This is a genomic window from Nitrospirota bacterium (genome assembly GCA_016180645.1).
Lineage (GTDB): Bacteria > JACPQY01 > JACPQY01 > JACPQY01 > JACPQY01 > JACPAV01.
Window position 1 is genome coordinate 104,012 of record JACPAV010000019.1, and the last position, 24,034, is coordinate 128,045.

The 24,034-nt window shown below is 60.4% G+C and carries 16 protein-coding genes and 2 tRNA genes; 8 read left to right on the forward strand and 10 right to left on the reverse strand.

Features of this window, described 5'->3' with window-relative positions; genetic code table 11:
- Positions 1–179 precede the first annotated feature (179 nt).
- The 6 genes from HYT87_12305 to HYT87_12330 form a co-directional block, all read right to left on the reverse strand.
- The gene (locus HYT87_12305) at positions 180–5,774 is read right to left on the reverse strand and encodes a PD40 domain-containing protein (protein ID MBI2060544.1); all 5,595 of its coding nucleotides are present in this window, start codon (positions 5,772–5,774) and stop codon (positions 180–182) included.
- Between the two features lie 461 nt (positions 5,775–6,235).
- Entirely contained in the window at positions 6,236–6,682 is a 447-nt protein-coding gene (locus tag HYT87_12310; protein ID MBI2060545.1) for a hypothetical protein, read from the reverse strand.
- 2 nt (positions 6,683–6,684) lie between these two features.
- A complete protein-coding gene (locus HYT87_12315; protein ID MBI2060546.1) occupies positions 6,685–6,984 on the reverse strand; it encodes a response regulator in 300 nt (99 codons plus the stop codon).
- Positions 6,981–8,294 (reverse strand): hypothetical protein, encoded by a 1,314-nt coding sequence (locus HYT87_12320; protein ID MBI2060547.1) that lies wholly within the window; start codon positions 8,292–8,294, stop codon positions 6,981–6,983. Before HYT87_12320 ends, HYT87_12315 begins: the two co-directional genes overlap by 4 nt.
- Complete coding sequence (locus HYT87_12325) at positions 8,288–8,830, reverse strand: cob(I)yrinic acid a,c-diamide adenosyltransferase (GenBank protein ID MBI2060548.1); 543 nt, start codon at positions 8,828–8,830, stop codon at positions 8,288–8,290. Before HYT87_12325 ends, HYT87_12320 begins: the two co-directional genes overlap by 7 nt.
- Before the next feature lie 24 nt (positions 8,831–8,854).
- Positions 8,855–9,511: a ferritin-like domain-containing protein gene (locus HYT87_12330; protein ID MBI2060549.1), complete on the reverse strand. Its 657-nt coding sequence runs from the start codon at positions 9,509–9,511 to the stop codon at positions 8,855–8,857.
- A gap of 69 nt (positions 9,512–9,580) precedes the next feature.
- On the opposite strand from HYT87_12330, the gene HYT87_12335 reads away from it, so the two are divergent.
- Positions 9,581–9,654, forward strand: a tRNA-Met gene (locus tag HYT87_12335).
- 106 nt (positions 9,655–9,760) lie between these two features.
- On the opposite strand, the gene serS is transcribed toward HYT87_12335, so the two are convergent.
- Positions 9,761–11,032, reverse strand: coding sequence for a serine--tRNA ligase (gene serS, locus HYT87_12340; protein MBI2060550.1), 1,272 nt, complete (start codon positions 11,030–11,032; stop codon positions 9,761–9,763).
- Between the two features lie 66 nt (positions 11,033–11,098).
- Between serS and HYT87_12345 the strand changes: the two genes are divergently transcribed.
- The 5 genes from HYT87_12345 to HYT87_12365 all read left to right on the forward strand — a co-directional run bounded on the left by HYT87_12345 (position 11,099) and on the right by HYT87_12365 (position 16,539).
- A complete protein-coding gene (locus HYT87_12345; protein MBI2060551.1) occupies positions 11,099–12,604 on the forward strand; it encodes a hypothetical protein in 1,506 nt (501 codons plus the stop codon).
- Positions 12,605–12,617: 13 nt separating this feature from the next.
- Positions 12,618–14,039, forward strand: coding sequence for a hypothetical protein (locus HYT87_12350; protein ID MBI2060552.1), 1,422 nt, complete (start codon positions 12,618–12,620; stop codon positions 14,037–14,039).
- Between the two features lie 52 nt (positions 14,040–14,091).
- Positions 14,092–14,166: transfer RNA gene (locus HYT87_12355), tRNA-Cys, on the forward strand.
- Positions 14,167–14,363: 197 nt separating this feature from the next.
- A complete protein-coding gene (gene pabB / locus HYT87_12360) occupies positions 14,364–15,716 on the forward strand; it encodes an aminodeoxychorismate synthase component I (GenBank protein ID MBI2060553.1) in 1,353 nt (450 codons plus the stop codon).
- A complete protein-coding gene (locus HYT87_12365) occupies positions 15,664–16,539 on the forward strand; it encodes an aminotransferase class IV (protein MBI2060554.1) in 876 nt (291 codons plus the stop codon). The genes pabB and HYT87_12365 overlap by 53 nt, the downstream gene beginning before the upstream one ends.
- A gap of 80 nt (positions 16,540–16,619) precedes the next feature.
- Here HYT87_12365 and HYT87_12370 read toward each other — a convergent pair whose 3' ends face one another.
- Complete coding sequence (locus HYT87_12370) at positions 16,620–18,413, reverse strand: long-chain fatty acid--CoA ligase (protein MBI2060555.1); 1,794 nt, start codon at positions 18,411–18,413, stop codon at positions 16,620–16,622.
- 335 nt (positions 18,414–18,748) lie between these two features.
- Between HYT87_12370 and HYT87_12375 the strand changes: the two genes are divergently transcribed.
- The gene (locus HYT87_12375; GenBank protein ID MBI2060556.1) at positions 18,749–20,497 is read left to right on the forward strand and encodes a hypothetical protein; all 1,749 of its coding nucleotides are present in this window, start codon (positions 18,749–18,751) and stop codon (positions 20,495–20,497) included.
- Positions 20,494–21,768, forward strand: a complete 1,275-nt coding sequence (locus HYT87_12380) for a hypothetical protein (protein MBI2060557.1) — start codon at positions 20,494–20,496, stop codon at positions 21,766–21,768. Before HYT87_12375 ends, HYT87_12380 begins: the two co-directional genes overlap by 4 nt.
- Positions 21,769–21,910: 142 nt before the next feature.
- Here the strand turns inward: HYT87_12380 and larB are convergent, their stop codons facing one another.
- Both larB and rlmN read right to left on the reverse strand, forming a co-directional pair.
- Entirely contained in the window at positions 21,911–22,660 is a 750-nt protein-coding gene (larB, locus tag HYT87_12385; protein ID MBI2060558.1) for a nickel pincer cofactor biosynthesis protein LarB, read from the reverse strand.
- 189 nt (positions 22,661–22,849) lie between these two features.
- Positions 22,850–23,992 carry a 23S rRNA (adenine(2503)-C(2))-methyltransferase RlmN gene (rlmN, locus tag HYT87_12390; GenBank protein MBI2060559.1) on the reverse strand — a complete coding sequence of 381 codons (1,143 nt, stop codon included), beginning with the start codon at positions 23,990–23,992 and terminating at the stop codon, positions 22,850–22,852.
- Positions 23,993–24,034 lie beyond the last annotated feature (42 nt).

Sequence of the window (24,034 nt, forward strand, 5' to 3'; positions counted from 1 at the left end):
ATTCTCTGCGAGCGGAAGTGAGACACGCAGTTCACTCTGTCGATGGATTTGCGACCCGAACGACTAGGCGCGTATGGGGATCGCGCTCCCATCAATCTTCATGCCAGCAAGCCACTCCACTCATTTGCACACACAGGGCGATTTCTTATGTCCAACGCCCCCCAAGACCGCGCAAGACGTTACTTGAACAGGCATGTCAGGCGGTAAATATCACTGTCCGAAGGGCCGGCAGGGGGGTCATCCCAGTGGGTAAACACGACGCCGAGGGCATCGCCGGAGATGTCAGGATCCGCGTCATGGAATTCTGTTGACACCAAGAGCAAGCTGCCATCCGTACGCGCGACACACAAGCGGTCGCCGGCCCCGCAGGCGAAGATCGCGTTGCTCCCGTCAAGACTCAATCTTATGTGGAAACCAGTATCATTTCCGGAAATGTGAGTCAGTCCTGTGCCATCAGCTTTGACAACGTATCCGCCCCCAACATTCGCACCGTTCCGTGTGAAGGCAATCAGCAAACCGTCACCCGAGATGTCAGACACCAGATCCACCTCAGGGAAACCCAACCCTCCTCTGTCCGTGAGTTGAGTCGGGCTACCTCCACTGGACGAAACGACATACACGTCCCCTCCCGAATCAAAGGCAACAAACCTTCCGTCATCGGAAATGACCGGTCTGCGCGCATCAGCCAACTGTGAAGTCAGTTGAGTCTCGCCGGCACCCTCTCGGAAGAGGAACACCTGCCACATCCCCATCCGCGAGGAAGAGTAAACGATCCTAGACCCGTCTCCCGCGATAGATGGTGGATCCCAGTGCGAGCCGCTTCCATTCGGCGTAATCTGTACGAGGTTGGCCCCGTTTGAATCGATTGCAAACACATGGACCTCAGTTCCCACCTGTCCAAGAAAGGCCACTCGTCTCCCATCTCCAGAGATAGCGGGAGCAAACTCAGACAATGGTGTAGCTGCCAAGGCAACCTGGTTTGATCCGTCGAAATCCATGAGAAAAATGTCCTGTGATCCCTGCCGTGTTGACACGAATGCTATCTTGGCCCCGTCATTTGAAATGGATGCTGAACCATCTGACGCGGGATCAAACGTGAGCCTCGTTCTTCCCGTGCATCCATTGACCGACCAAGCACAAGTGGCAGGCGTGTGGTCGGTATTGCCCCCAGGGTCCATGGCTCGCACGCTGAACAAGTGGGTTCCGATTGAAAGGGAGATGAACGTTTGAGGGGAAAAACACAGATAGAACCCCGAGCCGTCCAGTTCACACTCGAAGCTCGACCCCAGTTCCGTCGACAGAAAGTTGAAACTCTGTGAGGGTTGGTCCGTCGAGCTTGTTGGACAATCAAGAATGCTCGTCTCCGGGGGAACGGTATCGACCGTCCACGTACACGTCGCGGGCGTCGTATCTACATTGCCAGCCGCATCAACCGCTTGAACCCTAAAGGCATGACTTCCGTCCGACAAAGAAGAAAATGTCTGTGGGGTCGTACACCCCGAATACCCGAGCCCATCCCATTCGCATCCGAAACCGGAATCGGGTTCCGTGGAAGCAAAGTCAAAAGTGGCGCTCGTCTGGTTCGTCACACTTGCAGGACATGCCGCGATGCTTGTCTCCGGGGGAACGGTATCGACCGTCCACGTGCACGTAGCTGGCGTCGGGTCGATGTTGCCTGCGCTGTCAACCGCACGGACTCGGAACACGTGCGAGCCATCGGAGAGACCGAAAAAGTTCTGTGGGGAAAAACAGGCAACAAATCCTCCGGAATCCAGTGCGCATCGAAATGAGGAGCCAATCTCCGTGGAAGAAAAGGCAAAGCTTGCACTCGTCTGGTTTGTGAGGAAAGGCGGGCATGCTGAGATGGTTGTCTCCGGAGGGGCCGTGTCCGGGCTGACCACGCTGACTGGAACAGGCAAGCTGGTCACCGAATCGGCCGATGCGGTGACGAACGTGGTTCCCGGTGACAACGCGGTGAGGACAGCCGTACCCTGCTGGACCGTGGCGACAGAGGGGTTGGTAGAGGAAAACGTGACCTGATCCGCGCATGGGAAGGTCTGGCCGAGGCTGTTGGTGCAGGCGACTCCGAGCTGGATCTGCTGGCCCACTTGGAGGCTGAACCCGGTCGGCGGCGCGAAAATCTGCACGGCCACAATCGTGGGCGGCGGAGGCGGCGGCGGGGCGATGATGACGTTGGCGCTACCCAAGTTCCAGAAGTAGTCAAAGCCAAAACCGCGTTCGTCGGCCGAGAGGATGTTCTCGATGAAGGCATCGACGACGGTTCCGGCGGGCAGATTGAAGTACACGAAGCGCTGAAATCCGTTGAGATCGAGGGGCACATAAAGGGTGCCATTTGCAATGGTATCTCCGAAAGGGATCGAGAGGAGTGCTGCGCTGAAATTCGTCACGCCATCCACACCTGGGACGGGGGTATTGTCGGCGAACACAAATCCGGGCTCACCGCCTAGTGATGGAATGAGGAACACTGTTGCCGGTCCCGGTACTATGGGAGGCCCGAGGACATAGGGGACGCCAGACAAGGATAGCGGTGTCAAGGAAGATACATATCCGCCAGTAGCGACATCGAAATCGAGAAATCCCGGAAACGTGAATCCGGCGACCCCGGAGATCGGCGAGCTTGTGACCGTCACTTGCACGAAATCGCTCGTGGCACCCTCTACGGAACCGGAAACCAACGCCACCCCAGGGGTGAGGGCTTGAAGCGTGGCCGTCCCGTTTGCAACCGCCACTTGGGCCACGGCGGGATCGGTCGTCACCCAGTCGACCCGACCCGTGCAGTCGGCTGAACTCGCATCGGAGAGGCTGCACCCCGCTTCCAGGCTGAGAGACCCCCCTACCGTCAGAGTGACGGCCGGGTCGGCGCCCGAAATGTGAACGCCAGTGATAAACGGGGTCGAGGCGACCACGTAGAATTCAAAGGAGTTGCTGATGACGTCACTCAAAGAAGCATGGATGGAAACCGTTCCAAAGCTCGATGCATGAAACACCCCACCGCCGAGGGAAGCGGCAACGGTGGTGTTCTCCGATTGCCACTGCACGCGGCTCGTGCAATCCGTCGAGTCGCCAAACGCAAAATTGCAGAACGCCGCAAATCGGATGTCCTCTCCCGGACGCAGGACAACGCTGGACAAGGGATCGACAAGCTGAACTTCGATCGAGACGAGACCGCCCTCGCCCGAATCGGCCAGCAAGCCGTTCAATTGGGCCTCCAACTGATTCCGCAGCCCCGGATCGGTCACGAGTCTATCCAAGGCGGGCAGCAGGTCCCGAATAATTTCCCGTTGAAAGCCGGGAAGATTACCGGCCTCGATTCTCCTGCGAAGAACCGTGATCTTCCCCCGAAGACCCGTCCGCCCGCCGGGCGCGAACGCGGCATCGGGCGCTCCGTCCACGAGGGTGATCAACTCGTCCACCCCCTCCTCCAGAAAATCCATGCCGGCCTGATCCTGCTCTTTCTTCATCTCCTCGAGATCCAAAACAAGTTGGACTATCCCTTGGATGGTGTTTGTCCAACGGTCGGATGTTTCCTGATCAATAAGGCCCGCGCTGAGAGACTCCCCGATGAAATCGACCAATCCGCGCAGGAGCGACACCGATTCGTCCAGGAAAGCCAACCCCGCCGCCAGATCGCCCTCCGAATTGGCGAGAATCGCGTCGTTCACAAGATTGATGCAGTTGATGATGTCCTCCACGATCCGATCGATCGGTGGAGGGACTTGACCGTGGTACCGCTTGCCTATCTCGCGGACAAGAACGGGGAGCCGGTCGGTAATGATGCGCTGATAGTCGGCCGGGAGCGGCAAGGGCTGGCTCTCGATGTCACCGATCACTGTCCGCGGATGGACAAACGGCGGTGGAGGCGACGGTGGCGGGGAGCCCGCCGGAGCGGTCACTACGCCGCCTCCCCCGCCCGGTGGAACCGGTTGGAACGGAGGCTGGGGAAGATACGGATTCAGGGCCTCGATCCGGGGCCTGGGATTGCCCCCACGCTGGATGATGGTAACGATCTCTTCGATGGGTGGCAGCAGTTCCGGGGGAATGGGCGGCGAGTAGGTGAAAACGTCGGGAGGGGGACTCGGAACGATCTCAATCGGCACGGGCTGGACGACGATTCGCTCCAAGGGCTGCCGGGGCGCTGCTGTCCGGATTTCAATGGGGGTCGTTCCGATCACGGGGGGCACGGGCCTGCCAGGGAACGGAGGAACAAACCCGGATCCCGGCTGGATTCCGATGACCACGCCTCCCTCGGAAGGTCCACCTGGCTCGAAAATCAGATCGCCCGGTTCCGCTTCCGCCCCGAACTGCGGAGTGGTGCGAGTGCCGACCCTCACGACGGTTCGCGTTCCCGGCCTGCGATTCCTGACGGGGATGGGATGAATTCTCTTGCGAGGGGTGGGGACGAAGATGCGCGTGAGCATGCTGAAGCAGTCGGCCTTCACATTGTTCGTCTCATCGCACTCCGCCACTTGATCGAGGGAATCCACGGTGACGCGATAGTGAATCAGAGTGGGGAGCGTCGGGATGCTTTGGCGGGATACGAGGGCCGATTGCCCGGGCGCGAGGCAGCCGGTGTACATCTTGGTCCCCAGTTCGACGTAATCCTTGAAGAAGCCCTCGGCGGCCACTTCAAACTTCACACGGAAATCACAAGCCGGTGCGAACCCCTTGTTCCGGATCTGGGCAAAAACCTCCACGCGCTGGCCGGGCCGGGGATTGAGCGGGCGCTGGTCGAATCGAAGGATTTGAAGGTCCGGCAGGCCCGTGCACTGGGCGGGCGGAGGTGGAAGGCCCGGCGGCCCGTCGAACACCGATTCCGTCTCGACGAGGTTGCCCCCGAGATCCTGCACCGAGGCTTGAAGAACGTTTCGGCCGGAGGTCAGAGGAACGAGCGACGACGTGGCCCCACCTCGCGTGGCCACGAAGCGATCGGAAATATCCTCGCCGTTGAGATCGACCGATAGAGTTTCCGGATCGACGCCGGACACGGGCTCCTCGAAATCAAGCTCTACGGATAGCGCGCTGTCCGTCTGGATCGAACCCGGCGCCGGAGCGGCAACCATCCGCGGTGGGGTCACGTCCAGGGTGACGCTCCCTGGCTCCGTCGATACCACATCAATGAGCTTGACCTCCACGCGAAGGTCCTTCGAAGAACCGGCCAGAGTGCGCTTGAGAGTCTCCACCAAGGACTGCTGCTCGGCGGACAGGTGTGCAGCCCCTCCAATCCGAACCTCGGGCCTGGGACCGCCTCTCACTTTGATCTTCAGCTTCGAATGGGGGGTTCCGGGGGACACAATCAAGGCATCGCGAAGATGATCAAGTGCGGTTCTTTGGACGGGTGAGAGGGCGACCCCTCCCTGCTTCTCACGGGAAAGCGCGGCGAAAGGTTTATACGAATAGACCGCATCCGGCACGGCCTGACCGGATTCATTGAGTCCGTTCCAAAGCATGGCGAGGGAAACGGAAAGCTGTCCCCGATCGTTCCGGCGTCCGCGATGGACCCTGGCTTGGACCTCGCTTGAATCATCGATCAACCGGACGGGCAAACCGAACGGATCTCCGATCTGCGCGACTCCCACAACCACAAAACGCGTGGAGGTCTTTCCGCCGCTCTCGCCGGGATCGTCGTCATCGTCGTCTCCCCCTCGCTTGTCGACTTGGATCGCTTCTTGGGAAACCTGCACGAGGGCCAGGATGCCGGCTTCATCTTTCACGCCATCCCGGTTGGGAGAAAACGGATTGGGTTCGGCCTGCACGGAAAGGATCTTCAGCTTCCCGTCGCCCTTGTGACGGTCACCTTCGTGATCTCGCCCGGCCGCTCCGCGAGTCGACAGGGAGCTTTCCGAAACGATGCCACGAGACTCAACTGGATCTTGAGCCGGATTCCCCCCCCCCCCCCGCGCATGAGAAACACAAAGTATCGCAACGAGTCTTTTCACCGCACACCCCCTCTGGAACGCATACGCCACATCCTCATTTTGGGGTCCTTACCGCACCCTCCGATCACTTCCGCACACGTATCGCGCCTGGATGCACATGTCAAGCATGATCGTCCTCGAGTTTACTGATTCTCCCTCGTGCCCAACGGGGCGTGAGCATTCGGTCTGCGACCGTCTCATTGAGGCTAAACCTCGATAGCGGCTATCGAGGTTTAGCCTCGGGACCTGAGCCACTCTGCCTGCGACTGGCTGGATGCCACCAAGCTGGGCCGATGGCATCACCCCAGGTTGAACTTCGCGAGCCTGGATCTCAACTTGGACCGCGTGAGGCCGAGGAGCTTCGCGGCCTCGCTCTGATTGCCGCCGCTCATTTCCAAGGCGCGCTCGATCATCTGCTTTTCGACCGTGTCAATCGGCACGCCCCGTGAAATCCAATCGCCGACGTCCATCGCTCCACCCGCCTTTTCACCGGATGCGTCCCCAAGTCGCAGTTCCGCCTCCGTGAGGTACTCGCCGGAACAGAGGATCACCGCGCGCTCGATGACGTTCTCCAGTTCGCGAACATTCCCCGGCCAGGAGTAGGCCTCCAATCGGCGCCGCGCACCATCCGTCAGGCCGCGAATCTTTCTTCCCACCACTCCGGCATGGTGCTTCAGGAACAAATCCGCCAGAAGGCCGACGTCGCCTTTCCGCTCGCGCAATGGCGGGAGATGAACGGGAAACACGCTCAGTAGTCATACGCCCCCTCACGAACGGCCTCAACGGCCGACTCCACCGTACCGAACGCCGTCAGCACGATCACCGGCACGCCCCCACCCTTCTCTCGCACCGCCTTGAGCACCCCCAATCCATCCCCATCTCCCAGTTTCAAATCGGTCAGGATCACATCGGCTGCCTCCAACTTGCCGAGCGCCTCGGAAACAGAACCCGTAGGAATCGCCTCATACTTCCGGCTCCGCAGCAGCACGCAAAGCACGTCCCTCAGCCCGGTTTCATCCTCAACCACGAGCACCGTCCCCCGGCTCATGCCTCCTCCGGTAGTACGATCTTGAACGCGGCCCCGCCGCCCTCCCTCTCCCCCACGTCCAATGTTCCTCCGTGAACGTCCACAATCTGCTTCACCACCGAGAGGCCCAACCCCGATCCCTTGGCTTTCGTCGTGAAGAACGGCTCGAGGATCTTTCGGCGAAGTTCAATCGACACGCCCGGACCATTGTCATTCACCTCCAGCGCAACAGCGGATGGCCCGACGGGCATTACCTTGATCCACACCCGGCCGCCCACGGCGACGGCTTGCCTCGCGTTCTGGACGAGATTCAGCAGCGCCTCGAATAATTGATCGGCATCGGCTCTCACGCGGTGGGGACGGCCGCCGGTTTCACAATCAAGCTTCACGCCACTGGGAGCGAACTCCATCCGCACCTGATTCTCGACACGGCGGACGATCTCCCCCAAGTCAACCTCTCTCAGATTCGGCTCCCGCGGCCTCGCGAAGCGAAGGTAGTCGACGACCAGGCGATCCAATCGGTCCACCTCGCCTCGGATGGTATCGCTCATGCGGGTCCGATCCGGAGCGGACAGGTCATCGCGCCCCAAGAGACCCGCCGCTCCCCGAATAGCGCCGAGCGGGTTCTTGATCTCATGAGCCACAACCGCGGAGAAATGCCCCAGTGCCGCCCAGCGCTCCTTCTCCTGCATCCGCAGTTCTATTTCTCTTTCCCGGATTTTCCCCGCCAGGGAGCCGCTCCCGTAGGAGACGAGCAGCATGAACGCCAGGAGGGACACAGGGATAAACACTACGTAAGGCAACTGGAGGTAAAGGCCCGGATCCTCCCGGTGGGAGAAAAGCGGCACGTGCGGGAGCGCACCCTCATATTCCAGAAGTCCCATGGCCAGCAGGAGCAAGCCCGCCAGAACGCTCATCAACACACTTGTCTTGAAGTCCACGTGAACGCTCGATCCCACGGCCAGGATGGCGAAAAGCGGCAGGAACGGGCTCTGCACCCCACTCGTCCAGTGAATCGCCACGATAAGGAGGAACACGTTCAGCACAATGCCAAGTAGAACGATCCCGCCGACATGGGTGGACCTCCGATAGAGGCGTCTACCGACCAGATTCGCGGGGAGCAGAACGGCGCCCAAAACAAGAAACGCGAGGCCGGTTCGGATGCTGAAGAATCCCAAGAGCCGCATCAGGGGATACAGAACCCCAATGCCTACGGCCGTCACTTCACCGTAGCGCAGGCCCCAGATAAAGCGCTCGCGGGTCATGAACCCCGCTACCTCGCCGGGGCCTGCCTGCCCGACGGGCGCCGCGCGCTGGCGCGTATCTACCACTTCTTCGGCTCGGTTCCCCCTCGCTTCTGGGCGGCGAGCGCCATGGCGAAGAGGAGATCCGAGAGCCGATTCAGATACCGGATGGCCAGAGCCGGCACAGGTTCTTTGCGGGACAACTCCACCACGCGTCGCTCCGCGCGTCGGCACACCGTTCTGGCCACGTGCAGTGCGGCCGATTCCGGCGTACCCCCCGGCAGCACGAAGCTCTTGAGAGGTCCAACTTCCGCCATGCAGCGATCAATCGATCCTTCAAACCGTCCGATCCGGTCCGGCGGGATCGCCGTCTTCTCTTTCACTCGATGCTTCCCGTACGCGGGGTCGGCGAGCTGTGCCTGGATCGCGAAGAGGTCGTTCTGCACATCGCTAAGATCCGCCCTCAACTCAGCGTCGGCGAGCTGCGTCAGCATCCAGCCGAGTACAGAATTCAATTCGTCCACCTCCCCGTAAGCTTCCACGCGCAGCGAGTATTTCTTCACCCGCTTCCCGCCCATGAGCGACGTTTCGCCTTCATCCCCTTTCCGCGTGTAAATCTTCACTTTTCCTCCCGCCTCACGCCCAGCCTAGCATCCCGGCGCGTGATGAATACCGCTCTTTCTCCTCACCACCTCCTGAAGCTCCTCCGCCAGGGCAAGCGTCCGCTCGGCTGCCGCCCGGGCCGCACTCTGAGCTTCCTCAGCCTCAGCGTATCGCTCCAGCATCGAACGGCCCAACTGCTGATGGTAAGTTTCGTCAGGCTGAATGATCTCTTCGTACAGCTTCGCGGTCTCCGCATCCCCCTGACTCCGGCAGAGTTCGATGAACTGTCCGTTCTTGATGATCGCGATGGCTTCGCGCGTGAACTGCCCGGCGGCGACACGTTCCACCGTCGTCTTGAGTCCCGCGAGAAACGTGAACAGCGGGCTGTAGCCCTTCTCCAAGGGATTGAACCCATCGAGCGCATCTCCAAGCTCGATTAGGCGTTTCTCGATCAATCGATAATGCCGGCTCTCATCGCCCACCTGCCGGCCGAAGCCCATCTTCGCGTCGATTTCCGGGGTGGTCGACATCCAGAGCGCCGCAATCTCCGCAGCCTCGATTTCGTTTTTGAGCGCCATTCTGAGCATCGGAACGATTTGGAACGCAGGGTCTTGGAGGGGAATCGGCAGAGGCGATTTCAATTGGGCGAGGGATTTCTCATTTTCTTCGGAAAGCGACTGAACAAACCTACGGGAATCCATTCAACGGTGGTAGCAAAATTGGGCTACCTTGACAACAACCGCTGATAGGCTATGGTGAAGGAACCTGATCGCGGGGTGGAGCAGCTCGGTAGCTCGCGAGGCTCATAACCTCGAGGTCGGTGGTTCAAATCCACCCCCCGCTACCCGCCGCGCGGGGAGCGGGATCCGCACGCAGGAGGGGAGTCCGACCTCATTGGAATTGCGCGGATCAGGGTCGCCCGGCCAACCCGGCCCATTCGCATCATCCCATCATGAGATGTGATTCATGCCTCCCATGTACGGACGGAGCGCCTCCGGCACGACGACCGTTCCGTCCGATTGCTGATGGTTTTCCAACACGGCCACAAGAGTTCGCCCCACGGCCAGGCCGGAGCCGTTCAGCGTATGCACAAAATCCAGTTTCTTGTCCTTGGAGCGGCGGTATCGGATGTTCGCCCGCCTCGCCTGGAACGCCTCGCAATTGCTGCACGACGAAATTTCCTTATATCCCCCCTCGCCGGGCAGCCACACCTCCAAATCATAGGTCCTTGCCGCTGAAAACCCCAGATCGCCCGCGCACAGTTCCATGACTCGATAGGGCAACCCCAGTTTCTGAAGTATGCTTTCCGCATCGGTCGTCAGACTCTCAAGCTCCGAATACGACTGCTCGGGTGTCGCAAATTTGACGATCTCGATCTTGTTGAACTGGTGCTGGCGGATGATCCCCTTCACGTCTTTCCCATGAGAGCCGGCCTCTTTTCGGAAGCAGGGCGTGTACGCCGCATACTTCAGCGGGAGTCGCTCCTCCTCCAGAATCTCGTCGCGGTGGAGATTCGTCAGAGGCACCTCCGCCGTGGGGACCAGGTAGTGATCCCACCCCTCCACCTTGAACATGTCCTCCGCGAATTTCGGGAGTTGTCCGGTGCCGACCATGATCTCGCGTCCCACGAGCGAGGGCGGCAGAATTTCCTCGTAGCCGTTTTCCCTCGTTTGAGTATCGAGCATGAAATTGATCAACGCACGTTCCATCCGGGCCGCGGCGCCTCGGTAGACCACGAACCGGCTGCCGGAAAGTTTCGCGGCGCGCTCGAAATCAAGAATGCCCAGCGTTTCGCCGATGTCCCAATGCGCGCGCGGCTTGAAGTTGAACGAGGGTTTTGCTCCCGATTCACGCACCAGCCGGTTGTCCTGAGCCGTCTTCCCATCGGGCACGCCGTCACTGGGAAGATTGGGAATCAGCAGCAGCCAATCGCGAAGCGCGGCCTCAGCCAGCACCACCTCCTTCTCGATCGCCGCGATCTCCTCCCCCAGCTTCCGCACTTCGGCCTTCTTTTCCTCGATTCCCTCGCCCTTCCCGCGCGCTTTCCCAATTTGCTCCGACATGGTCTTCCGCCGGTTGCGCATCGCATCGGCCTTCGGCACCAGTTCGCGCCGTTTCTGATAAAGCTCCTGAAACCTCCCCCAATCGCACTCCCCCCCCCGACGCGCCATCCGCGCCTTCACGGCCTCCAGGTTTTCGAAAATGAACCGAGCATCGAGCATGATCGCGGGCATTATAATTCAGAACTGCGTTGATTGTGACTGGATTCCACCCTACAATCCGCTCCCATGTACCTACGGAGGGGGAGCATCGAAAGGGCTCTCGCGGTCTTCACGGCATGGGCAGTTGCCGGATGCGATGCTTTCCGAACTCCGGCGCCCGTCGGCCCGATCCTCCTCTCCCGGTCGGAACCCGCGTCGCTCGACCTCCTGCTGGCGGACTCGACCTTGCCCGTGCAAGTCGACGCCACCCATCTCTCGCCGGGGGACTACTTCGGTTCAATCACCATCACGGAACCATCGTCGGATTCCAATCCGGTCTCCGTTCGCCTCCATGCACGAGTCCGCTCGCCCTCAGCGGAAGAACCACCCAACATGGATACAGCGACGGGAACGGATTCCGTTTCCTCCGACTCCGTCCGCAAGGATGGCTCGGGGAAAACCGAGGAACCGTCGTGGGTCGTTCCTCCTCCCACCGAAGTCGAGCCCGGAGTCGAGTACGCCGTCGAATACACCCGCCCGCGGTCCGCGGAAGGAGATCTCCTGTACAGTTCGTTTCGTGTCTCCTCCGATCCAGACGGATCCGGATACGTTTCCCATAGTTCGGACACATCGATCGACCCTGCCGACCAAACGAAAGCCAAGGCAACCATTACGTTCACCTCATGTTCATCGGGTCCGGTGTATGTTTTCTTCGAGTGGTTCGAAGGAGGAACGTGGCGCCTCTCCCAAACCTCAATCACCATCAACCTCCTCCGTCCGACGGCGCCCACACCGGCACTCGATTTCGACTCCAGCAACCTATTTCGAACGACTCCCACCGTATCACGCCAGCGGATAGGCCAACTCTACGTGTCGTCTATCTGCGGCCTCCCGATGGCCTGGAGAGCATCCTCAAGCGAACGCTGGCTTGAGATTGCTCCGTCTGCCGGCAACATCCGTGAAGGGGATTCGGGGCGGAACCGCATGGAACTGTGGACCACCAAACTTCTCATGCCCGGAAGCTACGCGAGCACGGTGACGGTCACCGCCGATGAATCGGGCCGACATGACTCGCAAAGTGAATACCTCGTGGTCGCCCCCGTGCGCCTCGAATGGTTGGACGCCGCACCCGCAAGTGTGCAATCCGGGGAGGAGATCCTCCTGAGACTCCGACCCCTGAGCGGATATGCACCTCAGAGCATCTGGATCGAACCGATCAACCTGGGTGGCCCGAGATGGTCCACCGACCCGGGCACGATCCCGGCGCTTCCGTTGCCCGATGGAACCTTCGTAGCGCCCCTTCGACTGGTTGCCTGTAGCGAATCCCGCTATCGCATCTCCGCATGGGGAGGTTATTCCCAATACTCCACCTCCGCGGATCAGGACGGCGCCAGCCCTCCCGTCGAAATCCAGGTGACTCCGTTGGGTCGCACGGTCTTGATCGTTAAGCCGACCGTGCTGATAGTTGAGGTTGCAGCCGGGATGAAATCCAGGAGCCAGGAGATTCGGCTGGATTTCCCCTGTCAGAACAGCGGAGAACGCCTGAAAATTTCCCCGAGCCATTCGTGGATCCTCTTGGCCCCTCCCGAGTAGAAAGGAGATTCCCATGCGTCTTGATGACCACACACGGATTGTCCTGGCGACCATCCTTGGCCTTGCCGTGGCGCACGCTTCGCCCGAATCGGCCACGGCCACCCCTGCCCGCTCCCAATCCCTTCTTCAAAACCGCGGGATGGCGGATGACACCGACCTCTTCATCTTCCCGGCATCCATTTTCCTGTTCGACAACGCCGTCTACGCGGACTTGGGGGTGAATTCGTTCAACGGCGCGGGGGGTGTCCTCTTCCATCGGCACCGGGGCGCGGGACTGTTTGTCAATCGCCACAACGTGGGGCGTACCTCCCTGGGTTCGACCGACGATCTTACCCAGACCCAACTGTCCCTCTCGGAATCCACCCAGACGCCCTCGATTCGGACGACCACACAATCGGACCTCCCTCCGTCGCCGGACAAAGTTCTCGACCTGATGCTCGCCAAGCCGCTTCGGGGGCCGGGCCGGTGGATGGGCCTTGGTCTCTCGATGAGCCACAAATCCGATGACCGCGGCGCGGCGGCCGCCACCCTGACCGACGATACCGGCCTTCCGATCACCGTTACCCGATCCCAAAAGGCCCGCTCCACACTCTTCGCAATCATGCCGGGCTACACGCGAATCACGGACTCCGACCGCATGGAAGTCTCTCTGAACGCCACGCTCTCGCTGTTCAGGATCGAGAACAGACTCGCGCAGGAAATCCCCCCGGATGTCAATGTCATTCCCCTCGGAAAGTCAGAGGGCACCGCGCTCAATCAGGCCGGTCCTCCTTCGGTGGGCGGCGCGTTCCGTTGGCAAACCAATCGAAATCCGGCTGCAACCGACTGGGTCTTCTACACCTCGCTGGACAGGAGGGACTATGACTCGGTTAGCCCCATCAATGAGACAAGCACCGAGGCCGATCAATACCAATTCTCCGTCCAGACCGGACCGCGTTGGCAGCCCGTCGAAAACGTCACGCTTACACTCCTGGGTGAAGCGGGATTCGACCAACTGGCCGTGGCGCCGAATCCCGGACCCAGCCGGCGCGTCACCACATACATCTTTCCGGCGGTCCACGGTGCGGCCGAGGCCCGGATCTCCAAGCACATTTCCGTACGGGGAGCGGTGGTCAACGGCTTCGAGTGGACTCGTTCACGACTACCGGGGACTCAACCCGAATCGCCTCGTCGGACGCTGAGCGAAACGGAGACCCGCTTCAATTGGGCCGTGGGCCTTTCCGGGCACCACAAGGCCTTCGACCTCGACGCCTCCGTTCGGTCAGCCCTTCTCACCAACGGCCCCGCCTTCATCGGCGGCGAAACGTCCCAATCGGGCGGCCCCGGACTATTCTCCCTCCTCTCCCTGACCTACCGATTCGGGGAGCCGGCCCAGACCAGCACGAACGACCCTCCACCCCCCTCATCAGACTCCGCCCCAAGTCCCTCACCCTGAAATTCCAACTCTCGGTACGCCGACTTTTTTTGTGATAGGATTCCCGAAACCTGGCGCGGTAGCCAAGTGGTAAGGCGGCAGTCTGCAAAACTGCTATACATCGGTTCAATTCCGATCCGCGCCTCCAGCCATGGACGGTGCGGTACCCCGCCCTGAAGGCCGACCACGACGGGAGGCGAAGGGAGGCGGGGTGCGTGCGTAGATCGCGCCGGCCACCTAGGCGACCTTCCGCGGTCGCCCATCCAGAATTCCCGATCCGCTCTGCACCCGGCCCACTCCTTGCCCCTTGATTTCATGGCTCGTCCGTGGTCCCCTTGAACGGCGATGAGCACACCCGACAATCTGGCGCTCCGTTGGAAGGGACCTCTTGACGTCCTCTTCCTCCGACTCCTTCCCGCGAAGCCCATTGCGTTCATTCGTCGATCGGGAACGGTCTTCATCGGCTTCCAAGCAGCGGACCGATTCACACACACCTCCACCGCAGACACCACCCACCCATTCGACCGCCTCGAAGCCTGGGTCAACTCCCACTCGGTGCAGGACTCGGGACCCCAACTTTCGGTCGGATACATCAGCTACGACACCAAGAACTTCCTCGCGGATTTCAGCCGTCGCCGCGGCTACGCGCCCCTTTACCCCGAGATAACCTTTCTCCATTTCACCGAAGGCCTCTTTCTCGATACCGAAAAACAGGTCATGTATCTCCGCATCCCGTCCGAATCCAAACGCGATGAGATCGCCGCTCTCCTCCTCGCAACCGAAAATCCCCGCTCGGCCATTCCCTCCTCACCGACCGACGTCCGTTTCACCGCCTTCCCTGCCTACAGCGAAAAAATCCGCCGCATACAGCACTACCTCCGCGAGGGCGATTCCTACGAGGTGAACCATACGGAGCGCTTCACGTTCAAGTATCGGGGCGCCGCGGGGCCACTCTTCGCGCGACTCCTCGCCGAATCCGACGCCCTCCGCGCCACGTGGATCCGCGATGACTCGCTGACGATCCTTTCCGCCACCCTCGAGGATTTTGTGGCCGTCCGAGGTGAGAAAATCGAGAGCAAGCCCATGAAGGGAACCCGCGCCTCCGCGGGCCATAAACAACTTGACGACGCCCTCATCGAGGAACTTCGAAACAGTCGAAAGGATCGCGCGGAGCACGTCATGATCGTCGACGTCGTCCGGAATGACCTGGGACGCGTCTGCCGGCCGGGAACGGTGGCCGTTACCCGCCCCTTCGAAGTGATCTCCTACCCCACCGTGCATCACATGGTTTCGACGATCGAAGGGCAACTCCGAACGGACACGCGCATGGCCGACATCCTTCGAGCCGTCTTCCCCGCGGCCTCCGTCACCGGCGCCCCCAAAATTCGCGCCACCGAAATCATCGACGAACTGGAGGAAACGCCGCGCGGCATCTACACCGGCGCGATCGGACTGATCGGCGGGCCGCAGGACTACGACCTCTCCATGGGCATCCGCACCCTCACCCTCCGCGGGGAAGATGCCGTTTACGGAACCGGCGGCGGCATCGTCATCGATTCGGACCCCCGCGCCGAGTATGAGGAATGTTCGGCGAAGACCGAGGTCCTCCTCCGAGCCCTTTTCGGCGGATCTCCCGCCGCCCCCGATGAAGAAAACATCCATCTGCTGGGTCAACGGCCGCTATCTCGCCCAGCCTGAAGCCCGCGTCTCTCCGTTCGACTCCGGATTCCTGTATGGCGACGGAGTGTACGACACCCTGCGCGCCTACCGCGGCCGGATCTTCAAATTGGAGCAACATCTCGGGCGCCTCCGGGAGAACCTTCGCTTCGTGGACATTCCCTTCTCCAAGTTCGATCTGCTCCAACGAGTGTTCACGAAACTCATCGTCATGAACCACAGCCCGGACGCGGTTCTCCGGGCCCAAATAACGCGCGGCGTCCAGCGGGAATTTCCGCCATACCCCCGTTTCGATTCGCCTACGGTTCTTGTATCCCTTCGCCCCGTTCCGCGCTATGACCCCACCCACTACACGCGCGGTGTCGTCGTGACCCTGCTGGAGGCGCCGTTCGTTTTCGCCGGGCCGAAACCCAAATCGACCAACTTCCAGGCCAATCTACTCGCCCGCCTCCGCGCCGCTCGCGAAAAGGCGTTCGAAGCCGTTTTCATCTCCGGGAACCGAGTTCTCGAGGGGAGCATGTCGAACATCTTCTTCGTTCGCCGCGGACGACTCTTCACCCCGCGGCTTGACGGCATCCTGCCCGGAATCACTCGATCCACGGTTCTCGGCCTGGCGCGGCAACTCCAAATCCCCGCGCACGAATCCGTGTGCACCGTCTCTCAACTCATGAAGGCCGATGAAGCCTTCCTCACCAGTACCACGCTGGAAGTCATGCCGATTTGCAAACTGCGGCGGCGTCGCCGCGCTCGCGCCTACGCCCGCCATCCCGTTGCGGATGCGTTGCGCGCTGCCTACCGGAAACGCGTGGAAGCCGACTGCTCTTCCCTGACCCCTGAACCCTGACCCCCCTCCTCAGCCCTCTGGGTATAATAGGTGACAGTATCCTCTATTTGGCCTAATAATAGTATACTGTCACCGTTTATTCATGTGTACATCGAGTCCAACACCGACTGGTACTTCTTCGTCACTTCCTTCCGACGGACCTTCAGCGTCGGCGTCAGCATGTTGTTCTCCTGCGTGAAGTCCTCCTGAACCAGCTTGAACTTCTTCACCTGCTCCCAGCTTCCCAGCTTGGAGTTCACCCCGTTCACCGCCTCCTGAACCCGGGCGACGAGCTTGTCGTTCTTGACGGCGTCCCCCATTTGTACCGATTCGCCCAACCCGTTCGACTTCGCAAATACCTTGACTTCATCCGGATTCAAGGTAATCAGCGCCGTGCAGAATGGACGTCGGTCGCCATGAACCATCGCCTGACTGATGATCGGATCCTTCGCCTTCAGCAGATTTTCCACGTACTGCGGTGCGACGTATTTTCCACCCGCGGTCTTGATGAGATCCTTCTTCCGATCGGTGATTCGAAGGAATCCATCCGCATCGAACTCCCCGATGTCCCCGGTGGCGAACCAACCGTCGTCGAGAAACGCCTGTTTCGTCTCCTCCGCCAGTTTGTAATAGCCCTTCGCAATGTTCGGTCCCCGACCCAGGATCTCCCCGTCCTCCGCGATCCGGATTTCCACCCCGGGAATCGGCTTCCCCACGGTGCCGAACTTGAAATCTTCCACGCGGTTGATCGTCACCGCGGGACACGTCTCCGTCAGCCCGTAGCCTTCGATCACCAGAATCCCCGCGGCGTGGAAGAACTCCGCGATTTCACGCGAAAGCGGAGCACCACCCGAAATGCAAAACCGGATTCTCCCTCCCAGTTTCTCATGCAGCTTCGAAAACACCAGCTTGTGTGCCAGTTTCTTCTGGAGCCCCAGACTCAAAGGAATCGGCTCCTTCTTCTGAATCCTCCGGCTCACCTCCGTGCCCACGGCCACGGCCCAGTCGAAAATCTTCTTTTTCGCCGGAGAGGCCGCCGCGCCCGCAAGAACTTTCCCGTACACTTTCTCGTACACCCGGGGCACGCTCGCAAAGATGGTCGGGTGCGACTCCATCAGATTCTCGCCGACCTTGTCGATGTTTTCCGCATACCACGTCTCATAGCCAAGATGGATCCCGGCGTACTCTTCCGAACGCGCAAAGGAATGGGCCAGAGGCAGAAAGAGGAGATTGGAATCCCCCTCCCTGAAGTCACCGATGGTCCCGAGCATCCGCGCCATGCTGAGGTGATTGTCGTGGCTCTGCATGACGCCCTTCGGCACGCCGGTCGTCCCCGACGTGTAGACGATGGTCGCCAGATCGTCCGGCTTGATCGCGGAAATCCGCTTCTCCATCTCCCTCAAGTCGCCCTTCCGCCCGGCCTCGCACACCTCGCGGAGAGAAAGCACGCCTTTTCCCTTCTTGTCCTTCTCTTCCATCACGATGATGTGCTTCAACGTCTTGAGCTGGTCCCGCAGGGCCTGGATTTTCTCGACCTGCGCGGCATTTTCCGCAATCACGGCAACGGATTCCGAATCGTTGAAGATGTAAGCGGCCTGCTCCGGCGTGCTCGAAGGGTAGATCGGGATACTGATCCCGCCCGCGCTCATGATGGCCACGTCCGCCCATACCCACTCCGCGCGGCTCGCGCTGAAAATGGCCACGGCGTCTTTCGGTTGCGCGCCCAGGCCGATCAAACCCAACGCCAGGTCGTCCACAATTTGGCGGATCTCCTGCCATGTACGCGTGTCCCACTTCCCGTCCTTCTTCGAATGCTGGGCGGGCCTGGGACCCGACTTGTTCACCCGCTCGCGGAAAAGCGCGGGAATGGTTCTCGCTTTCATCTCTTCAGCCATGTGTCCTCCAATTGGTAGTAGCACTCATATCATGGTTCCCAGCGGCATACGACCTTCTCGCCGTTCCCGCGAAGACGGGAACCCAGACTGGACCATGGTCCATGCCGCGCCATCCTGGGCGCGGCGACATTGCATGGTCCCGTGGCATCCTGGACACGGGATACCTGCTTTCGCAGGAATCACGAAGCCCGTTGCTGAGGCCGGTATCGGCACAGCTAGGTCATCAATGTGGGCGATTCTACCCCGCTCTCCGCCATTTTCAACTTGACAATTCGTCCCATTTCTCTAATCTACGCCCACCAATGAGGTTTCAACCATCCACAAGAATCTTCCGCTTGGCGACCCCGGCCATCCTTGTTTGCGCGATTTCGCTATCGACGTGCGGCGGCTCCGCCGAAGAGAAAGCGCAATTGTGCCTGGACCAAGGCGACTGGGATTGCGTCATCACCGAATCCAATAACGTCCTGACCGGGCTGGGCGGAAGCGCCACCCCTCCTGCGGACACCGAGGGGTATGCCTCCTGGGTCAACGCCAAACTGAATCTTGCAACGGCCTTTCTGGGTCAGGCCGGGTTCGACATGAGAAAATTTCTGCACGCTGCCGTGGACATCCAGAAGTCCAAGGACCCCACGAAAGATGCCTTCGATATCATTAAGAAGAAGGTTTTCGGCGTCGACACATCAAAATCCGAGGATATCTGGGTTCCCCAGTTGAATACCCAAATCATCAAGGTGTTTGCCGCGCAGAAGCAACTGGAAGAGCTCCTGTATGACAAGGGGAGTTTCGATGGGCGTTCGGGAACCGCCGCCGTGGAAGTGGACGACTCCGGCCTTCCGAAGCTCTCCGATTACGATTGCGGCAAGGCCACAGCAACCTCCGGCACGAGCTCGACCACAAAGACCAGCACCACCACCTCCACAGCGGCCACCACGGGGACCACTGCCAAGAAGCAGACCGGCACTGGAACAACGACCACGGGCGCCACGACGGGTACCACCGCCACAACGACCAGCAGCTCCGGGGCCAAACTCTGCCGGTCGTTCCCGACCGGAACGACGGACCAAACTCGATATCTGATCGGCGACGGCGAATTCCTATTCGGCGCCGTTCTCCTTACGCGCACCATCATGCAGGCCTCGCTCATGGGGCTGGATACGGTGCTCTCCAGCTCAGACGTTTCCGCCGCCATTAAGAAGGCCGCTCTGTGTTTGCAATATGAAGCCTCTTACGCAGAGTTTGAACCCTTCGGAACGAGCAAACGTTACACCCTCCAAAATGCTTTGGCGGACATCACGGGGGCATTTTCCTACGTCATTAATAGCGATCCCGCTTTATCAGACTCTTCGATCAAAACAACCTTCGACAGCATCAAGACGTCGATTTCGGATACCAAATCAAAGGCCATCGATCCCGCGATTGAAAGCGCCTGCACACAAATCGACGGTATTGCCACGCAGGCCGAGACCCAGCTGAAAACTCTTACCAGCTCCGGCGCCTTGGCCGGCGCAACCGTCGCCTGCACGAAGGACACCGGCAATATCTCCTGTTCGGTCTCCGTCTCCCAGACCCTGCCCGCTCCCCTCAGCACCGCCGTCACCGTCAAGATTACCCTCCCCATCACCGTGGGAGACCCCAAGAAAGATTGCAAGGACGAGCTCAAGGAGGCTTTCGGGCCGACGGGTATCGACAAATTCCTCTGCAAGGTGGACGACGACGGGGACGGCAATCTGGACCTTCTGAGCGCCGCCACGCCCCGCGTATGCGACAAAGTCAGCACCTCCTGCCCGACGGCGGTCTCAACCGACATCAACCCGACCACGGTCCTCGGTCAGGACGTGAAGACACTGCTGGCTTCTTCCGGGCTCGTCGATGTGGACGCTCAACTCAAAGATCTTTCGTCCAAGTTCAATACCATTGTGTCGGAAGGTCTGGCTACCGTGAAAAAGACCCTCGATGAAGCGTTTGGCAAGCCGGTCACCCGCGGAGGAAAGCTTCCGGCCGGAGTGGGCACCAAGGTCACGGCCACAACTTCGACCACATCGACGACCTCTACAAGCAGCACAACCACCGGGAGCACAAAATGAGCCGCCGCATTCTCGCCGCAGCCGTCGCCCTCATGACGATCGGCTACACCGTTGAGTCCGCACTGGCCAAACCGATTCCCCGAACCTATCGGAGCGCCCGCGTCCTCTCGATGGGCGGCGCCCACACGGCCATCGCCGATGACGATGCCACCCTCTTCATGAATCCCGCAGGGCTGGCCCAAACCCGAAGCTTTGATTTCCCATTCCTGTTGGAGCTTGAGACCAACATGGCGACCGTGGAAACCGGATTGGGCGCGGCCGATATCGCAACCGGCGGCACGGATGAGCAGTTGGAGAACGTGGCGAACCTCGTGGATGATCGTTTCGGAGACTCGATTGGAATCACCACCCGACTCTTCCCCAATATCATTGTCGGTGGTTTCGGATTCGGCCTGCTCGTCGACATTCCCATCGCGGTGCAAATTGCCAACCCTACTCTCACGGAGGCCCGCCTCGGCACCACACCCCAGGTGGGAATGGCCCTGGGATATGGCCTGAGCTTTCTTGAAGAGGAATCCCTCCGAGTGGGTCTCGTGGCCAAGGGTATGCTCCGAGCCGCTTTGCAAGCGAATGGACGGGTCAACCGTCTCATTGCGCTCACCGGCGAAGGCGAGAAAACGTGTGATTTCCTCGCGGAGGACGTACTCCCTGGAAGCCTCTGCCCCGATGCCCAGGGCGGCGTGGCGGCCAATGTCGATGTCGGAACGCTCTACAGCCTTCCCTCGTCGATGGGCGACCAGGTGGCCAAACTGAAACCGACGTTTGCCCTGGTGGCCCGGGACATTCCTGTCTGGGACCTCCCCGGCTCGAATTTTGCCGATGCCCTCAACCTCACCCTTTCTTCCGAAGAAACACCGGTCATCCCCTGGTCCATCGGCCTCGGAGCCTCCATCTCCCCCTGGCTCGTTCCCTGGGACGAAGATTCCACCGGCAGCCGCTACATCCGCACAAAAGTCGGACTCGACATTGAAGACGTGACCCTGCACACCACGGATGACGGTGATCTCCTGAAACGAACCCACCTTGGCGCCGAATTCCAATTCGGGCCGTTTTTCAAGCAGCGAAAGAAATTTTTCCGCAGCGATACCAAAGTGAAAGAAGTTCCCTTTTTCTCCCTCGAAGCCGGCCTCAATCAGCTTCAATGGACTGCCGGCTTCAACCTGAATATCTGGAAGCTGCTTCAGATCGGCGCGGCCACCTATGGAGAGGAATTGGGTTCGACGGTAGGCGACCAAGTTGACCGCCGCTTCGTCGTCCGGATCGCGCTGTAGCTCGTAAGTCGTAGGAGCCTCTAACAGAATGCCGACACGTAGGGGAGCATCTTCAGATGCTCCCTCTTGTCGGGAGGGTCTGAAGACCCTCCCCTACGCATTCTATTAGAGGCGCTGATGGCTGACCGCTGAAAGCTGACCGCTACATCCTGTTAATCACCGCCGCCAGGTATCCGGCGCCGAATCCGTTATCGATGTTCACCACCCCGATTCCAGGGGCGCAGGAAGTCATCATCGCCAGAAGGGCCGTCAATCCGCTGAAACTGGCGCCGTAGCCCACGCTCGTCGGCACCGCGATCACCGGGGCAGAAACCAGCCCCCCAACAACGCTGGGCAAAGCCCCCTCCATTCCCGCCACCACAATCACGACCCGCGCCTTCATAATCGCCGGCGCCCGCCGAAGCAGCCGGTGCACCCCCGCCACGCCGACGTCGAAATGCCGCTCCACGTCGTTTCCCATGAAATGAGCCGTCACCGCAGCCTCCTCGGCCACCGGAAGATCCGAAGTGCCCGCCGCTACCACGGCAACGACGCCTCTCCCCATTCTCCTCCAGTGGTTCAATCGCAACGTCAGGACCCGCGCAACCTTGTCGTACGATACGCCGGCCACCCGGCGTCGAACGGCGACCGCCTTCTTCGGATCCACCCGGGTCACCAGTGCGTCGTGCCGATGCTCCTGGTACGCTCGCAGCAGGCGGACGATCTGCTCCGCCGTCTTCCCCGCCCCCCAAATGACCTCCGGGAATCCTTTCCGGATCGCCCGGTGCGTGTCGATCTGCGCAAACCCAAGATCCCGGATCGGCATCGCCCCAAACTCATGGACAGCCTTCTCCACCGACATCTTCCCGCCACGAACACGCCGCAGGAGGGCCTCGAGCTTTTCCCTGTCCATTATTGACTCCAGCATTGATAATGCTGTACCAGTTGAAACCTCCGCTCATGGTTCGACAAGCCCTTCGGCAAGCTCAGGACCTCATCAGGCCCTGAGTCAATCGAAGGGCTCACCACGAGCGGAAAGCAATCCGCTCGTCCTGAGCCTGTCGAAGGACGAAGTTGCATGGGCAATGCGGGCATCAATAGTTCATCCGCCGATCTTGAGACTTTCCTGTTGACCCGATGACTCCATCGTCCCATGACCAGATTCCGCCATCACGGCCAACTGCCCGCAGGCCGCCAGGATATCCCGGCCCCGGCTCTTCCTCACCAGCGCGCGCACACCTCCCTGAGTTACGCCGTAGGAAAAACGCGCCAACTCGTCGTCCGTCGGCCTCTCGAAAGGAAGATCCGGCGACGAATTGAACGGGATGATATTGACCCTTGCCCGAACCTGCCCGGCGATCTCCCCCAGGGCCCTCGCATCCTGATCGCTGTCGTTGATTCCCCGCAGCAGAACGTATTCGAACGTCAGCCTGGCGCGCGACTGCTCCCGGAATCTCCTCGCGGCCGTGAGGAGTTCGGCCAGCGGATATTTCTTGTCCACCGGCATGAGCCGACTCCTCAGATCATCCCTTACGGCATTGATGGATAGCGCCACGTTCACCTTCACATCCGACAGCCACTCCAGCGCGGGAACCACTCCAACGGTTGAAACGGTGATCCTCCGGGGCGAAAGGCCGACTCCCTCCTTATGAACAAGATTCAGAATGGCGCGCCGCACCGCATCCCAATTGTCCGTGGGCTCTCCCATCCCCATGAACACCAGGTTGAGTCCCTCGAACCCCGTCTTCGCCGCCGCCTTGTCCTCAACCGCAGTGAAAACCTGCGCCACAATTTCTCCGGCCGTCAGGCTTCGTTTGAGCCCCATCAGCCCCGTGCGGCAGAACACACAGCCAAACGCGCATCCCACCTGGCTTGAAAGGCACAACGTCCGGCGCGGTTCTCGATCAGGACTCCTCTCGCCGCCTGCGGGGAGAAGCGAAGCGGGGCTCCGATCCTCCTCGGGAATGCAGACCGACTCGATGGCCTCCCCATCGGTCAACTCCAAAAGCCACTTCACCGTCCCATCGGATGCCACGCGCTTCTCCCGCACTTTGAGCCGCTGGATCCGGTACGCGGCGTCCAAACTCTCGCGAAACGAGGCAGGGAGGTTGCTCATCTCTTCGAATCGCCGGGCCCCACGCGCATAGATCCATTGCCAGACCTGCCGCGCACGGTACGCGGGCTGCCCCAGGGAGGCCAGCGCGGCCGTCAGTTCCTCCATACCGAGATCCAGGATGTTGTGCATGGGGAGGGGATTATAATCCGTCCTCCTCTCCAAAGGAACATA

What these genes read in the sequence shown, in the direction of transcription:
- HYT87_12315 (MBI2060546.1), bottom strand. Translation starts at nt 6,984, where the DNA reads ATGAGCCGGGGGACGGTGCTCGTGGTTGAGGATGAAACCGGGCTGAGG.
- HYT87_12330 (MBI2060549.1), bottom strand. Translation starts at nt 9,511, where the DNA reads ATGGATTCCCGTAGGTTTGTTCAGTCGCTTTCCGAAGAAAATGAGAAA.
- serS (MBI2060550.1), bottom strand. Translation starts at nt 11,032, where the DNA reads ATGCTCGATGCTCGGTTCATTTTCGAAAACCTGGAGGCCGTGAAGGCG.
- HYT87_12345 (MBI2060551.1), top strand. Translation starts at nt 11,099, where the DNA reads ATGTACCTACGGAGGGGGAGCATCGAAAGGGCTCTCGCGGTCTTCACG.
- HYT87_12350 (MBI2060552.1), top strand. Translation starts at nt 12,618, where the DNA reads ATGCGTCTTGATGACCACACACGGATTGTCCTGGCGACCATCCTTGGC.
- pabB (MBI2060553.1), top strand. Translation starts at nt 14,364, where the DNA reads ATGAGCACACCCGACAATCTGGCGCTCCGTTGGAAGGGACCTCTTGAC.
- HYT87_12365 (MBI2060554.1), top strand. Translation starts at nt 15,664, where the DNA reads ATGAAGAAAACATCCATCTGCTGGGTCAACGGCCGCTATCTCGCCCAG.
- HYT87_12370 (MBI2060555.1), bottom strand. Translation starts at nt 18,413, where the DNA reads ATGGCTGAAGAGATGAAAGCGAGAACCATTCCCGCGCTTTTCCGCGAG.
- HYT87_12380 (MBI2060557.1), top strand. Translation starts at nt 20,494, where the DNA reads ATGAGCCGCCGCATTCTCGCCGCAGCCGTCGCCCTCATGACGATCGGC.
- larB (MBI2060558.1), bottom strand. Translation starts at nt 22,660, where the DNA reads ATGGACAGGGAAAAGCTCGAGGCCCTCCTGCGGCGTGTTCGTGGCGGG.
- rlmN (MBI2060559.1), bottom strand. Translation starts at nt 23,992, where the DNA reads ATGCACAACATCCTGGATCTCGGTATGGAGGAACTGACGGCCGCGCTG.